A 15,019-nucleotide genomic window follows, 5' to 3' on the forward strand; every position below is an offset into this window, starting at 1 on the left:
TCGGGATGAAAAAAGTATACGCTTGATTGGATTAGGGGAGGAAAGATTAATAAAGTAGCAATTATTAATCCGGCAATCTTTATCCTTTTTTTGGGCTTGGTAAAATGGGAAAAGAAGAATGCTGTTCCTTCAGCAATAATTAAGATGAAAAAAGGAGTTAGAAATAAAATTAAGCGAGAACGAAAAGGATATTTATGAAGATACGCAGCTACTAAAGTTACAAGTAATGGAGACATTAAAATTAAGAATGTCTGTTTCTTTTTTCTTAAGAAAATGATGGTGCCGATGATAAATACGACAATAGCAACTTCATCCATAATCTTAAATCCTAACGGCTGATTGAAGAACCTTATAAATGAATGTATTAGCCAAATAAAATCAAATATAGATTGGGGATATTCAGGTTTCCAAGCGTTATGCAAATTTTGATTTTTCGCTACATTTGTCAAGGTTATAAAATACAAAAAAATAAAACCAATAATCCAAATAAGATAGAGTGGTAAACGGTTAATTAAAATTTCTTTTTTTCTAAGTGCAGGAGTTAATATAAAACTGACAATCTCAATTCCTGCTAAGACAAAAATAGCTGGATGAGATAGCCAAAATGCTACTATTCCCAAACTACTAATTAAAATAATTTTGCTTGTTTCTAAAGTTTTATTTTGTAGGGGTATCAGAAGCAAAGAAATCAATAGTGCTACCATGATATCGCTAGAATATTGCTTAACTTCAGTAGCATAATAAAGTGGTTCTTTGAGGGAAGCCAATAAAATTAATGCGATCGGTATAGCAATGACAGATACAGTCTTTTTTGCTAATTCGTAGAGAGCAAATAAAGAAATAATTCCGGCGATCAATGGAAAGAAACGAAGAGCATATTCATTGTTTCCAAATAGTTGAACTGCTAACTTTTCAATCCAAAGAAATCCAGGGGGCGCGGCTTGATTATAATCTAAGGGTTGAAGTAGTTCTAGATAAGAGCGATCGACAATATTTAACGCTATACTTGCTTCATCACCCCATAAAGAACGATTGCTCAAGTATTGAGAAAAGCGAATCGTAATACCGAATAAAATAGCAAACAGAGCCAAATAGTTAACGAATTTAGGTTTTAATAACATTGATGACACCTTGGGAGTTGCTATATCAGTTAATATTATGGATGACGATCGTCATAAACTCAATAAGTATCTGGGTAGTTAAGAAAGAAAGGTAGTTTTAGAGAACTGCATTTGAACAATTGAGGAAATAGTGTTATGTCAAACGAAAATATTACTGGAGGTTGGCAGTTTTGGATCGATCGCGGTGGCACTTTTACCGATATAGTAGCTCGTAGTCCAGAGGGTGAAATTATCACTCACAAATTACTTTCGGAAAATCCAGAACACTATGCTGATGCAGCAATTCAGGGAATTCGAGAGATTTTAGGAATTGAGAATGAGCAACCTATTCCGGCAACAGAAATTGCTGTGGTTAAGATGGGAACGACTGTGGCGACAAATGCGTTGTTGGAGAGAAAAGGCGATCGCACCATCCTCTTAATTACTAAAGGTTTCCGCGATGCTTTGCGAATCGGTTATCAAAATCGTCCCCAAATTTTTGCCCGTCAAATTGTACTTCCTGAAATGCTTTATGAGCGAGTTATTGAAGTAGCAGAACGCTACACGGCACAGGGAGAAGAACTGTTACCTGTGCAAATTAATGAGGAATTAATTGAGTCATTACAAACAGCATACAATGATGGGATTCGAGGTTGTGCGATCGCTTTTTTACACGGATACCGCTACCCCAAACATGAACAAGAAATCGCTAATTTAGCTCAACAAATCGGCTTTACTCAAATTTCAATTTCTCACCAAATTAGCCCATTAATGAAATTAGTTAGTCGAGGCGATACTACAGTTGTTGATGCTTACCTTTCTCCTATTTTACGCAGGTATGTCGATCGCGTCGCCGCAGAGTTGCAGGCAGGGGAGATGGGGGGACAAGGGGACAAGGGGAATCTGGATAGTTCTTCCTCCCAGTCCCCAGTTCCCAAATTGATGTTCATGCAGTCGAATGGTGGACTTACTGATGCGCGAATGTTTCAGGGGAAGGATAGCATTTTGTCGGGGCCTGCTGGGGGGATTGTGGGTGCGGTCAAAACTAGCTCTATGGCTGGATTTGATAAAATTATTGGTTTTGATATGGGTGGCACTTCTACGGATGTTTCTCACTTTAACGGGGAATACGAACGCACATATCAAACTGAGGTTGCCGGGGTAAGATTGCGTGCGCCGATGATGTCGATTCACACCGTTGCGGCTGGGGGCGGCTCAATTTTAGCATTCGATGGTTCCCGTTATCGCGTAGGCCCGGAGTCTGCGGGAGCTTACCCTGGCCCTGCTTGCTATCGTCGGGGGGGGCCTTTAACCGTGACTGATTGTAATGTGATGGTGGGTAAACTGCAAGCTGAATTTTTTCCGGCTGTGTTTGGTGTAGAAGGAAATTTGCCTTTAGATGTGGAGATTGTCGGTCAAAATTTTGCTCAGTTAGCAACAGAAATTAGCCAAAAAACTGGGAGTTTTAGTACTTCCGAACAGGTGGCAGCAGGATTTTTAGCGATCGCAATTGATAAGATGGCAACCGCGATTAAAAAGATTTCTGTGCAACGTGGTTATGATATTACAGAATACACGCTTTGTTGCTTTGGTGGTGCGGGAGGACAACACGCTTGTTTAATTGCGGAAGCTTTGGGGATGAAGCAAATTTTTATTCATCCTTATGCGGGAGTTTTGTCTGCTTACGGAATTGGTTTGGCGGATTTGCGATCGATCAAAGAACAGGCTGTAGAATTACAATTAAATGATGACGCAATCCCCAAATTAAGGGAAATTTTAGACAGATTGAGTGCCGAAAGTCAAGGGGAAATTATTGCTCAAGGAGTCGATAATTCTTCCATTCAAGTTCTGTGCAAAACTCATCTTCGTTACGAAGGTACAGATTCAGCAATCATTGTGGATTTTGGCGATTTAGAAGTCATGCGCGAACAGTTTGAAGAGGAATATCAACTGCGATATGGCTTTATTATGCCTGATAAAAACATGATTGTAGAAGCAGTTTCTGTGGAAGCGATCGGACAAACAACCACTCATCAAGAACCGACTCTTTCAGCAGGTAGAACCGCACCTTTAGAACCTGTTGCCATAGTGCAAATTTACACTAAAGGTAATTGGCATAAAACTCCAGTTTATCGACGGGAAGATTTAGTTCCGGGCGATCAAATTTCCGGCGCAGCTTTAATCATTGAACCAACAGGAACTAACGTAATTGAACCTGGATGGAACGCAGAATTAACCCCCCAAAATCACTTAATTCTCAGACAGCAAAAGGGCAGAGGAAATGATCGCTCGAAAATGGAAAATTTCCCAGTCCCCAGTCCCCAATCTCCAGTCCCCGATCCCATTCTTCTGGAAATATTCAACAATTTATTTAGAGCTATTGCTGAAGAAATGGGAATTACTTTGCAAAACACAAGTTACTCGGTGAATATCAAAGAACGGTTGGATTTTTCTTGCGCTATTTTCGATCGCCAAGGTCAATTAGTCGCCAACGCTCCTCACATTCCCGTACACTTGGGTTCAATGAGTGAAAGTGTTCGCAGTCTCATCGAAGCTAAAGGTGATACTTTAAAACCGGGCGATGTTTACATCTCCAACAATCCCTACAACGGAGGCACTCATCTCCCAGATATCACAGCAATCACTCCCGTATTTACGCAAAAATCCCCCAATCCCCTATTCTACGTTGCTTCTCGCGGACATCACGCCGATATTGGCGGAATTACTCCCGGTTCTATGCCTCCTCACAGTACATCAGTTGAAGAAGAAGGTGTATTAATCGACAATTTCTTATTAGTTGATGGTGAGCATTTTCGAGAAAAAGAATTACTAGAACTGCTGACATTTGGCAGTTATCCAGTCCGTAATTACCAACAAAATATTGCCGATTTACAGGCACAAATTGCGGCTAATGAACGGGGGGCAAAAGAATTGCTTCGCATGGTGAATCGTTATGATTTAGAAACTGTGCAAGCTTATATGCAGCACGTTCAAAATAATGCTGAGGAATCTGTAAGACGAGCGATCGATGTTTTAAATGATGGCAGTTTCACATATCGAATGGATGATGGTTGTGAGATTGTGGTTCAGGTTTCTATTGATCGTGAAAAGCGATCGGCTAAAATAGACTTTACCGGAACTTCCTCGCAACAATCAAGCAACTTAAATGCACCATTAGCAATTTGTAAAGCTGCGGTTCTTTATGTTTTCCGCACCTTAGTTGAAGATGACATTCCTTTAAATGCTGGATGTCTTAAACCTTTGGAAATTGTTGTTCCTGAAGGTTGTATGTTAAATCCTCATTATCCTGCCGCAGTTGTAGCAGGTAATGTGGAGACTTCACAAGCGATCGCAAATGCCCTTTATGGTGCTTTAGGTGTGATGGCAGCTTCTCAAGGAACAATGAACAATTTTACTTTTGGTAATCAGCAATATCAATATTATGAAACAATTTGTGGAGGTTCCGGTGCAGGAATTGATTTTAATGGAACTGATGCTGTACAAACTCAAATGACTAACTCGCGTCTCACCGATCCAGAAGTTTTAGAGTGGCGTTTTCCGGTTCTAGTAGAAGAGTTTTCTATTCGTAATAACAGTGGAGGAAAAGGAAGATTTCATGGCGGAAATGGTGTGATTCGTCGCATTCGTTTCCGGGAAAAAATGACTGCTGCTATATTATCAGGTCATCGAAAAATCCCGCCTTTTGGGTTAGAAGGTGGGGAATCAGGTGCAGTCGGGCGCAATTATGTTGAGCGCGATCGAGGTAACATTGAATCGTTAGAAAGTAAAGCCGAAATTCTCATTCATCCCGGTGATATTTTTACAATTGAAACACCTGGAGGTGGGGGATTTGGTCAAGTTACCTGAACAGAGTACGTTGTTGCGCTTCAGCGCTACTAATATAGCGCTAAAGCGCAACAACGTACCTATCAATTATTGTTGTTTTACTACTTGAATTGCCCTTCTACGAATTTCGAGAATTTGACCAATTTCACGGGCAAAACTGGGTTGACGTTCTATCATTTGGTTGACGATATTTGCAGAAATAATCATTACTTCCAAATCGTTGACAGCTGTTACCGAAACGGCGCTTGGTTCACCGGAAAAAAGTGCCATTTCTCCAAAAAATTCTCCGGCTTTTAGGGGTAGAACTTCATGTTCTGTTCCCCATTCATCTGTTGTGGTTAATAATGCTTGTCCTGAAATAATGATATATAAATCGTTGACTGGATAGCCTTGTTGAACTACTTTTTCTCCGGCTCCAAAGTGGTGTAATACTATTCCTTGAGAGAGGTTATCTAGGTTTGCTTGTTCTTTGTTGAGGGGAACAAAGGCGGGGATAGATTGCAGACTTTCAGCGAATTTTTTACTGCCTTGCGATCGCGAAGTTGGCCCGTGAAAATGATATAAAGTCCGAATAGGAAAGGGAATGGTGAGATTGCTTCTTTGTGCTGCGTACCAGATTCTCGTCATAAAGCGATCGCGAATTTCCTCCAACTCGCTATAATTTTCAATAAAAAATTTGACTTCATAAGTTACACTCGAATCGTCGTAAGAAACAGTAAAAATTTGCGGTTCTGGATCGGAAAGAATTCCTTGGGTTGATAATGCTGTGCTTTGCAAAACTTGCTTGGCTAAATTAGGCGGATCGCTATATGAAAACCCAATTTTTATACGTTGTGCATGAATACACAAAGGTTGGCTAAAATTACGAATTGTTTCTCCGCTAATCGCTTTATGGGGAATTACAATCATTTCGCGATCGAATGTTTGTAACCGCACTGCCCGCCAGTTAATATCAATAACTTGCCCAACAATATCCCCAACTTTTAACCAATCTCCCACAGAAAATGGACGTTCAAATAATAGCGCAATGCCTGACATAACGCTACCCAAAGTATCTTGCAATGCTAAACCAATGACGATCGAACTTACACCCAAAGCTGTAACTAAACCTGCCAAATCTGCATTCCAAACGCTTGCTAGGACGATCGCAGTTCCCAACAATATTAACAATAACCGTGAAAGATCGACCAATAATTTAGGAAATCTTGCCCGCCAAGTATTAGCTTCTGCTTGTTCAAATAATATAACATTCAGCAAAGAAAGTGCAGCATGAATCACACAAATCCATAGCAAAGTTTGCACTGCTTTAATTAAATTGCCGTTAGGATTCAGCTTGAGAATTTGCTGCATGAACAACATGAAAACCAAAACGGGTAATACCAAATTTCGCACAACTAACAAAGTAGCTGCGAGGGGTTTACCGCGCCGCTTTAGTCGATGGATTACTTCGCCCAGAATAATTATTAAGAAGGGGAAGCCAACTACAAGTGCGATCGACCAAATTAATAAAATACTTTCAATTGTTGTATTATTCATTGCATTGTTCACAAATTTAAATGTCTCAAAACTTTTCTTCTTCTTTCTTCGTGTTCTTCGTGTCTTCGTGGTTCAAAAAAATTTTTATTTTAAACCACGAAGACGCGAAGGAAAGAAAAAGAGAAAGAGAGTAGTATATTTTTAACTCGTTAACTACTGCCAACTTCAACAGGTGAGAGCGTACTTTTTAATAGCCACGCATTCAATTTTGATTTACCATTTGTTTCCGTGTTAGTCATTTGTTCAAACTGATAAAGGTCTTGTAAACGACGATAAACTGTTTGAGAAACTAGAATTCCGCCTGGTGGACAAGCATCTTTCAGCGCAGCAGCAACATTAATTGTATCGCCCCAAACGTCGTAAATACAACGATTTCTACCGACAATTCCGGCAATGATATCGCCTGAGTTGATGCCAATTTGAATGTTCAGTTGTAATCCTCGTTCATGATTGAATCGACGCAGAATCATTAACATTTCTAGTGCTACATCGATCGCTCGTTTGTCATGATCCAAATAGGGAATAGAAAGTCCACAAACCGCTAGATAACTATCGCCAATTGTTTTGATTTTTTCTACGCCGTATCGTTCGGCAGCTTCATCAAATGCGGTAACTAAATCATTTAAAATAGCTACAGATTCAGAAGCAATTAAGCTATTTGATAGTTTAGAAAATCCGGTTAAATCTGAGAACAAAACAGCAACATTTGCCACATCTTCAGCAATTTCTTTTTCTCCCCGTTGAAAGCGTTTCGCTACCGAAGTTGGGAAAATACTTAAAAGTAGTTGTTCGTTTTCTCGATTTTTTTGTTCTACCAAATTAGTTTGAGTGTGAAGAGTTTGCACAATTTCATTGATAGAATTCGCCAGTTCACCAAATTCATCTTCAGTTTCTAAAGGAGTAATCGCATCAAGTTTTCCTAGTGCTACTTGGTGTGTACTATTAATAAGTTGATTAATCGGTTTCACAAACAAATTAGCTAATGCCATCGCTAACAATGTCACCAATAGCATCAGTAAGGTTGCTGAAATTAAAATTTGATATCGAAAGGAATAAATGGGAGAGTATGCTTCAGAAAGCTCCATTTCGGAAAGGATTACCCAATCTAATCCATCAATGCGAAGTGGTGCATAAGAACTGAGAACGGGAATGTTACGATAATCTTTAATAATCCTCGTTCCTTGCTTTCCTGTTAAGGCATCTGCAACGGCTTCGGTTCTTACATACTGTTGTAAAATTGATGTTTGATATTGGTTTATTCGATCGATCTCTATCTCACTTACTCCTAGCGATCGCAAAGTCTTAAAATAACTTTGAGGATCTTGTACTAAAAACCGAGAAACCGATCGCATTAGCGCATCTCGCCCTACTAAATAAGTTTCTCCCGTGTTGCCTAAACCATCTCTTTCCCAGTTATGATTACCTGTCATTACATTATTAATTTCATTAACGGGAAGCTGAAATGCTAACACTCCAATCAGTTCAGATTGATTATAAATTGGTGCAGCAATAAACGCCGCAGGTGCTCCATAGGAAGGAGAATAACGTGCAAAATCTATAATTTTCGCATAGTCTCTAGCTTTAGATTCTCGTACCATTTGATACAGCGTTGCCAGATTACTATCTTTATAAGCACCACTCTCCAAATTTGTGGCAAAATCGGTTTCTTTAAAGACAGTATAAACAATTGTTCCCTGTGGATCGATCAGAAACATATCGTAATAGCCAAACTTCTGAATAATTTTGCGAAAAATTGGGTGATAACGAGCATGAATTTTACTATATTCGCTGTTATCTTGCGGGCTATTTAAGGCATATTTTTTTCCCACTGGGTTGGGATTAGTGGCAATATAATGATATTGTAGATAGCGGGAAGCGATCGCCTTTGGCAAATAAGATTGTAGAATTGGCGAACCTTCTATCATCTTAGCCAAGCGATCGAGAAATTCATCCCGATAGTAAGCTGTTAATTTCTGTTCAAAAGTTGGCGGTACATTGGCATTTTGCAGTTGATTATAAGCAGTAGTAAATTCCTGCATTGCAGTAATAATAGCCGGATTTTCGCTCAAAGTTTGGGTATGATTACGAATGTTTTGGAAATAAGATTCAATCTGGTATGCTTTGGACGCTCGCACGCTGGTAAGCTGATTAAAAACTCGGTTTATCAAGTTAATTTGTCCGCTGCGATATCCCAGATAAGCGGTGACTAAAATCGAGCAACTGCTAACAGCCAGCAGTATTACGATCAGTTTGGATTTAATACTTAGAAAAGTGAGCGATCGCATAAATTAAAGTACAGCTTGCTTCCAAGCCGCAGAAATAGCTGTTTGTAGCATAAGACACCATCAAACAAAATATTGTATTCAGCGAACATAAACAAGGTTTGCTATGATTTGAAAATATTATTATTACCAATTTTTAGGAGAGGAATTATGATATCTGCCACAACTTCGTCTGGATTAACTCCTCCTTTAGAAAATGGCGATCGACTTACTCGCTTTGAATTTGAGCATCGTTATTCTGCCATGCCCAATCTGAAAAAAGCGGAATTAATTGAAGGAATAGTTTACATGGCATCAGCTTTAAGAATTACACAACATGGCGAACCCCATGCTCATATTATGCTATGGTTAGGTTTCTACAAAGCTTTTACCCCAAACCTACAATTAGGGGATAATTGTACAGTTAGACTCGATTTAGATAACGAACCTCAACCTGATGCACTATTAAGAATTGAAGTAGGTGGACAATCTACAATTAGTCAGGATGGTTATGTAGAAAGTGCGCCAGAATTAATAGTAGAAATTGCTGCTAGTAGTGTTTCTCTTGATTTGCACCAAAAACTTAACGTTTATCGTCGGAATGGAGTGCAAGAATATTTAATCTGGCGAGTTTATGATGAAGAGTTTGATTGGTTTAGGTTAAATGTTGGAGAATATATTAAAATTGAGTCTAATCAAGATGGGATAATTCACTCTCAAATTTTCCCAGGATTGTGGCTAGATAAAACTGCTTTATTAGCGGGAAATTTAGCGAGAGTTTTAGAGGTTTTACAACAAGGTTTGGCAACTCAGGAACATCAAGATTTTGTCCAAAAAATTTATAGATAACTGACTTCTTGAAGAAGTTGGGCATCTGTCAGAATCTAAAGTACCTGATTTAAAGTAATCAATAAATCTTTCTGGAAATTCTAAAAAAATTTTAGTAATTTTACAAAAATAAACTAAAAAAATTTAATTTTAAAACAGTGGTAAGTCCAAAAAATTGCCAATTGGTACGGAAAGGTAGTAATATCTATAGAGAAATAGCAATTCTCCTGCTTATAAAGTGTAGAGGTTATGGTTTTAAGGAGTAAGGAACAGGGAGCAGAAAATAAACTTGACTGTGCTTTACGAAGCAAAAGAATCGCTATATAGTGTTCGACAATCTCAAGTTAACCGTTATTAAAAATGAAAACAGCATTAATTTGTGGAATTTCTGGGCAAGATGGAGCATATTTAGCTCAACTACTTTTAAATAAAGGATACAATGTTTGGGGAACATCAAGAGATGCCCAAGTATCAAATTTTGATAATTTAGTGCGTTTAGAAATTCGGGATTCAGTTAAGTTAGAATCAATGGCTTTGAGTGACTTTCGTAGTGTTTTACAAGTAATTAATAAATCCAAACCTGATGAAATTTATAACTTGGCTGGACAAACATCAGTAGGTCTATCTTTCGAGCAACCTGTAGAGACAATGGAAAGTGTTACTCTTGGTACTTTAAATTTATTAGAAGCCATTAGATTTACCAGGTCGAAAATCAAATTTTATAATGCAGGTTCGAGCGAATGTTTTGGTGATACAGGCGATCGCGCCGCCGACGAACACACCCCATTTCGTCCGCGAAGTCCTTACGCTGTAGCTAAAGCAGCAGCTTTTTGGGAAGTAGCAAACTATCGAGAAGCTTACGATTTATTTGCTTGTTCCGGGATTCTTTTTAATCATGATTCGCCCCTAAGACCGAAGCGTTTTGTTACCCAAAAAATCGTCGCTACTGCTGACCAAATTGCCCAAGGAAAAGCAGAAAAACTCTTTTTAGGAGACATATCTATTCAAAGAGATTGGGGCTGGGCACCAGAATATGTAGAAGCAATGTACTTGATGTTGCAGCAAGAACAACCAGATGATTATGCGATCGCCACTGGAGAAACTAACAAATTAGAAACTTTTGTTGCCGAAGTATTTAATTATTTTAGTCTTGATTGGCGCGAACATATAACTATTGATACTACTCTTTTCCGACCAACAGATATTGCCATTAGTCGCGGAAATCCAGCTAAAGCAAAACAAAAACTTGGCTGGGAAGCTAAGTACAAAATGAAAGATATCGCCAGAATGATGGTAGATGCAATTCGCAAAAATAACTAACGGAGATCGCCATACTATGTCCCAATTCTTTCGCAACCGCTTCCAGTTCAGCGACAATTTTCAGACACTTGTAGATGGTATTAATTTAGCCTATCATCATATAGTGTTTCTTAAAAACTTGATCTAAGGAGGCATAATATGGCGTTTAATCTTGAATCAGCTCGATCTATTTTTCCAAACACCCTAACCGCTGATGCTGTACCAGCAACCACTGCTAGATTTAACCAGCTTAGTACTGAGGATCAACTGGCTCTCATTTGGTTTGCCTATCTAGAAATGGGTAAGACTATCACCATCGCTGCTCCCGGCGCTGCCAGTATGCAGTTTGCAGAGCCAACCCTGGAAGAAATTCGCAAGATGCCCTTCCCACAACAATCCCAGGTCATGTGTGATTTGGCAAACCGGACTGACACTGCCATTTGCCGTACTTACGCCTCGTGGTCTCAGAATATCAAGCTAGGGTTCTGGTATCGCTTAGGACAGTGGATGGAAGAAGGAACAGTTGCTCCCATCCCCACAGGTTATCAGCTTTCAGCCAATGCCTCTGCCGTACTCCAGGCTATCAGAGACCTTGACCCTGGACAACAAATTACTGTATTACGGAATTTGGTAGTCGATATGGGCTTTGATCCCAGTAAAATGGAGTCTTACAGCCGAGTTTCGGAACCGCTCGTGTCTCCGCAGGATATGGCTCAACGCACAAATGTCGCGATTGAGGGGATTAATAATCCCACTGTCTTGAGCTACATGAATAACTTAAACGCCAATGACTTTGATGCGGTAATTGAATTGTTTACTCCTGATGGAGCCTTGCAACCCCCTTTCCAACGACCCATTGTAGGAAAAGACAAAATCCTACGTTTCTTTAGGGAAGAATGCCAGAATTTGAAGCTGATTCCCGAACGAGGGGTGGTTGAACCAGCAGAACAGGGCTTTACCCAAGTCAAGGTCACAGGGAAGGTTCAGACTCCTTGGTTTGGCGCAGCAGTGGGGATGAACATCTCGTGGCGGTTCTTATTAAACCCTGATGGCAAGATTTTCTTTGTTGCCATCGACCTACTGGCTTCTCCAAAGGAGTTGCTAAACCTTGTGCGTTAGCCTTAGCGCTTCTATCGCTTCAAAGCCGAAACCCCATTAGCAAGAACTCCGGCTAAATCCTAATAATAAATAATATTAAGGTATTGCAAAATACCTTAATATTGAGAGATACTAAAATAGTGGATTAGTTTTTTTAATACTCAGAGATGCAGGTTAGTGAAACTCAGTGGTCAACTCAGGAGAAGGAAATCGCTAAGGCAGCTTTAAAGACAGCGCACAATCGAGAAATCCAGTCTCTAATAAATGTTATTCGTGAAAGAGCCAGTGGCGTGGCTACTATTGACGATGTTTGGCATCTTAATGACTTTTTGAGTGCTCGCCGCTTTGATATTGACGGCAAGTATGACGATAGAGAGAGCGAGAGCCTATTCGTTCTCGCCAAGCTAACTAAAGACGGTTGGTTGGCTATTGAAGACTTATTGGGACTGGAACCAACCAAATTGTCTAAGATTACTGCCCTGACCCGAGTTCTTTGACGAAAATAATGCAATAGAAGCCCCGACCCTTTAGGGTAGTTTTCTTCTCACTTTCATAAAGGTTTAATTAAACTGGAAGGAAAAGAAAAATTTCTCCGGTCGGGGAGAGGGAAAAGGCGATCGGTGATTGCCTTTTCCCTCTCTGTATGAGCGTGATTCTGGAGAAATTCCTACCAGTCGTAAAAAATGAGTATTTAGGGCTTGCTGAAGAGTGGTTCATACATATCCTGAATGAGTCGATTATTTTTGATTTCCCCTTGTCCCCTTGTCGCCAGTCCCCAGTCCCCAGTCCCCACTCTAAACTGATGGATAATATCCCGCTGGTTTGATACCGACGGGTTTATTGCCATGAATCATTGCTTGGTGTCCGGGGGTAAAGAAAGTGTAGGGAAATTGCGATTCCAGACGACCGATCGCATCGAGTCGATCGCTCAATTCCTTCGGCAATTCACAGTCTAACGCTTTTAAATTATCTTCCAATTGTGATAATTTGGTAGCTCCTACAATTACCGAACCAACACCCGGTTGATTAGCAATCCAATTAACAGCAACTTGCGCCATACTATGTCCCAATTCTTTCGCAACCGCTTCTAGTTCGGCGACAATTTTCCAATTGCGATCGCTAAATTTTTGAAATGCAGGGTTTTGCGTATCCTTCATCACGTCCAATCTTCCCTCTGCACTTAAAACACCTTCGCTGGGGCGATATTTGCCACTTAGTAACCCACTTGCCAGCGGACTCCACACCATGATTCCCATTCCCAGTTCTAATCCCACCGGAACGAACTCGCGCTCGATGTTGCGTTCTACCAGAGAATATTCTAATTGCAGTGTGCTGATGGGTTCGTAACCACGCCATTCTGCCAAAGTTTGTGCCCTTGCTGCGTACCAAGCAGGAGTATCGCTCAATCCAATATGACGCACTTTGCCCGATCGCACCAAATCATCCAAGGTTCGCATCACTTCTTCAACTGGCGTGATTCGATCCCAGGTGTGCAAGAAATACAGATCGATGTAATCCGTTCCTAATCGCTTTAACGATCCTTCAACTGCACGTAAAATATTCTTGCGTCCGTTTCCGCCTGAATTTGGGTTGCTGGGGTCTCCGTTGTAAGTAAATTTGGTAGCAAGGACGATGCGATCGCGCAAATTCCGTTCAGCAATAAATTTGCCAGTCCAAATTTCGCTAGTCCCGTTGGTATACAAATCTGCCGTATCAACAAAATTACCACCTGCATCGACGTAGGTATTAAACATTTGACGAGCAGTATCCTCATCTGAACCCCAACCCCATTCCGTACCAAAGGTCATTGTACCCAAAGAAAGACGACTGACTCGCAAACCAGAACGTCCTAAAGTGTAATAAGCAGCAAGAGACATGAGTAATACTCCTTATAAAGCTGAATTAAGTAAAAAATAATGCTACAAATCTCTCTACCTACCTCCCCATCAGTTATCTGTAGCAATCATTTTAATGAATTAACTCCTGAAATAATTCATTCTCTCAATGGATAGACTTCATTTCGGCTCTCTAGTACTTGTACTGATAAGTCGCAGGGGCAATTCATGAATTGCCCCTAGTTTGAATCTAGGATGGAATGAACATAAATTGCTGCTTGAGTTCGATCGCGCAAACCCAATCGACTTAAAATATTAGTCACATGATTGCGAACAGTTTTCTCAGAAATATACAGTGCTTCGGCAATTTCTCGATTACTTGCTCCTTTCGCAATCCAATGTAAAATTTCCTTTTCTCTGGGAGTCAAATCAACTAAATTTGACGGAAGTGTGGGCGAAGGTTCTGGAGTAATTAACTTGCTAGTTAAACCCGGACTTAATTGAGTATAACCTTTATTAACTAAGCGAATTGCTTGGGTGAGTTCTTCAAAAGGAGTATCTTTAAGTAGATAACCAGATGCGCCGTAACGTAAAGCTTCGATAACATATTCGCGATCGTCAAAAGTAGTTAAGATTAACACTTTTGTTTCAGGAAATTGTTGGTAAATAGTACGAGTTGCTGCCACACCGTCCATAATTGGCATTCGGATATCCATTAATACTACATGAGGATTTAATGCTTCTACTTGGGCGATCGCTTCTTGTCCATTTTCCGCTTCACCCACCACTTGCAATTCATCATCAGTTTTTAACAATGCCTTCATTCCACGACGCAGCAACGGTTGATCGTCCACCAGTAATAGTTTAATCATAAAGCAGATGAGAAATTAAGAGGAAAAATAGCTTCAATTTGACATCCAGCTAAAGGTGCGGTAGTCAAGGTAAAATTGCCATTCAAAGCTAAAGTACGTTCCCGCATTCCTTGAAGTCCAAATCCAGAAGTAGTTTTCTCGGTATCAAAACCTTTACCATTATCCTGAATAATTACTTTTAACATTTTATCAGCTTGAATTGAAATATTTACCTCAGAGGCAGCTGCATATTTACAAATATTAGTTAAAGCTTCTTGGACAATGCGATAAACTGCGATTTTGATGGGAGTGGAGAGGGAAAAATTTACTTGATATAGCCAGTCTAAATGAGTCATGAAAGAAGT

Annotated in this window: 11 protein-coding genes (1 of these 11 running past the window's edge); 5 read left to right on the plus strand and 6 right to left on the minus strand. The window is 39.9% G+C overall.

All coding sequences use genetic code 11. The annotated features are described in order from the left end of the window. Positions 1-1,121 carry the 5' portion of a glycosyltransferase family 39 protein gene (locus ACE1CA_RS24425; RefSeq protein WP_413280549.1) on the minus strand. Its footprint begins 373 nt before the window's first position, so the window shows 1,121 of its 1,494 coding nt (coding positions 1-1,121); it begins with the start codon at positions 1,119-1,121; its stop codon lies off the left edge, out of view. Positions 1,122-1,256: 135 nt separating this feature from the next. On the opposite strand from ACE1CA_RS24425, the gene ACE1CA_RS24430 reads away from it, so the two are divergent. After that, a complete protein-coding gene (locus ACE1CA_RS24430) occupies positions 1,257-4,967 on the plus strand; it encodes a hydantoinase B/oxoprolinase family protein (RefSeq protein ID WP_413280550.1) in 3,711 nt (1,236 codons plus the stop codon). Between the two features lie 66 nt (positions 4,968-5,033). Here ACE1CA_RS24430 and ACE1CA_RS24435 read toward each other — a convergent pair whose 3' ends face one another. Both ACE1CA_RS24435 and ACE1CA_RS24440 read right to left on the minus strand, forming a co-directional pair. Continuing rightward, positions 5,034-6,482: a mechanosensitive ion channel domain-containing protein gene (locus ACE1CA_RS24435; protein WP_413280551.1), complete on the minus strand. Its 1,449-nt coding sequence runs from the start codon at positions 6,480-6,482 to the stop codon at positions 5,034-5,036. 149 nt (positions 6,483-6,631) lie between these two features. Next, positions 6,632-8,767: an adenylate/guanylate cyclase domain-containing protein gene (locus ACE1CA_RS24440; RefSeq protein ID WP_413280552.1), complete on the minus strand. Its 2,136-nt coding sequence runs from the start codon at positions 8,765-8,767 to the stop codon at positions 6,632-6,634. Between the two features lie 147 nt (positions 8,768-8,914). Here ACE1CA_RS24440 and ACE1CA_RS24445 point away from each other — a divergent pair, with 147 nt between their 5' ends. The 4 genes from ACE1CA_RS24445 (at position 8,915) to ACE1CA_RS24460 (ending at position 12,465) form a co-directional block, all read left to right on the plus strand. After that, positions 8,915-9,592 (plus strand): Uma2 family endonuclease, encoded by a 678-nt coding sequence (locus ACE1CA_RS24445; RefSeq protein WP_413280553.1) that lies wholly within the window; start codon positions 8,915-8,917, stop codon positions 9,590-9,592. Positions 9,593-9,931: 339 nt separating this feature from the next. Continuing rightward, positions 9,932-10,891, plus strand: a complete 960-nt coding sequence (locus tag ACE1CA_RS24450; protein ID WP_413280554.1) for a GDP-mannose 4,6-dehydratase — start codon at positions 9,932-9,934, stop codon at positions 10,889-10,891. A 138-nt stretch (positions 10,892-11,029) separates the two neighbouring features. Then, on the plus strand, positions 11,030-11,989 hold the full coding sequence (locus ACE1CA_RS24455; protein ID WP_413280555.1) for an orange carotenoid-binding protein: 960 nt from the start codon (positions 11,030-11,032) through the stop codon (positions 11,987-11,989). Positions 11,990-12,135: 146 nt separating this feature from the next. Beyond that, complete coding sequence (locus tag ACE1CA_RS24460; protein WP_413280556.1) at positions 12,136-12,465, plus strand: hypothetical protein; 330 nt, start codon at positions 12,136-12,138, stop codon at positions 12,463-12,465. Positions 12,466-12,762: 297 nt separating this feature from the next. Here the strand turns inward: ACE1CA_RS24460 and ACE1CA_RS24465 are convergent, their stop codons facing one another. The 3 genes from ACE1CA_RS24465 to ACE1CA_RS24475 all read right to left on the minus strand — a co-directional run bounded on the left by ACE1CA_RS24465 (position 12,763) and on the right by ACE1CA_RS24475 (position 15,010). Then, on the minus strand, positions 12,763-13,845 hold the full coding sequence (locus ACE1CA_RS24465; protein WP_413280557.1) for an aldo/keto reductase: 1,083 nt from the start codon (positions 13,843-13,845) through the stop codon (positions 12,763-12,765). Positions 13,846-14,042: 197 nt separating this feature from the next. Continuing rightward, positions 14,043-14,675, minus strand: a complete 633-nt coding sequence (locus ACE1CA_RS24470) for a response regulator (protein WP_413280558.1) — start codon at positions 14,673-14,675, stop codon at positions 14,043-14,045. Continuing rightward, positions 14,672-15,010 (minus strand): sensor histidine kinase, encoded by a 339-nt coding sequence (locus ACE1CA_RS24475; RefSeq protein ID WP_486517512.1) that lies wholly within the window; start codon positions 15,008-15,010, stop codon positions 14,672-14,674. Before ACE1CA_RS24475 ends, ACE1CA_RS24470 begins: the two co-directional genes overlap by 4 nt. Positions 15,011-15,019 lie beyond the last annotated feature (9 nt).

The sequence above is a fragment of the Floridaenema evergladense BLCC-F167 genome (assembly GCF_041929205.2).
Lineage (GTDB): Bacteria > Cyanobacteriota > Cyanobacteriia > Cyanobacteriales > Aerosakkonemataceae > Floridanema > Floridanema evergladense.

Excerpts from the sequence above, each read along its gene's own strand:
- ACE1CA_RS24430 (WP_413280550.1), top strand. The coding sequence starts at position 1,257 with ATGTCAAACGAAAATATTACTGGAGGTTGGCAGTTTTGGATCGATCGC.
- ACE1CA_RS24435 (WP_413280551.1), bottom strand. The coding sequence starts at position 6,482 with ATGAATAATACAACAATTGAAAGTATTTTATTAATTTGGTCGATCGCA.
- ACE1CA_RS24440 (WP_413280552.1), bottom strand. The coding sequence starts at position 8,767 with ATGCGATCGCTCACTTTTCTAAGTATTAAATCCAAACTGATCGTAATA.
- ACE1CA_RS24445 (WP_413280553.1), top strand. The coding sequence starts at position 8,915 with ATGATATCTGCCACAACTTCGTCTGGATTAACTCCTCCTTTAGAAAAT.
- ACE1CA_RS24450 (WP_413280554.1), top strand. The coding sequence starts at position 9,932 with ATGAAAACAGCATTAATTTGTGGAATTTCTGGGCAAGATGGAGCATAT.
- ACE1CA_RS24455 (WP_413280555.1), top strand. The coding sequence starts at position 11,030 with ATGGCGTTTAATCTTGAATCAGCTCGATCTATTTTTCCAAACACCCTA.
- ACE1CA_RS24460 (WP_413280556.1), top strand. The coding sequence starts at position 12,136 with ATGCAGGTTAGTGAAACTCAGTGGTCAACTCAGGAGAAGGAAATCGCT.
- ACE1CA_RS24465 (WP_413280557.1), bottom strand. The coding sequence starts at position 13,845 with ATGTCTCTTGCTGCTTATTACACTTTAGGACGTTCTGGTTTGCGAGTC.
- ACE1CA_RS24470 (WP_413280558.1), bottom strand. The coding sequence starts at position 14,675 with ATGATTAAACTATTACTGGTGGACGATCAACCGTTGCTGCGTCGTGGA.
- ACE1CA_RS24475 (WP_486517512.1), bottom strand. The coding sequence starts at position 15,010 with ATGACTCATTTAGACTGGCTATATCAAGTAAATTTTTCCCTCTCCACT.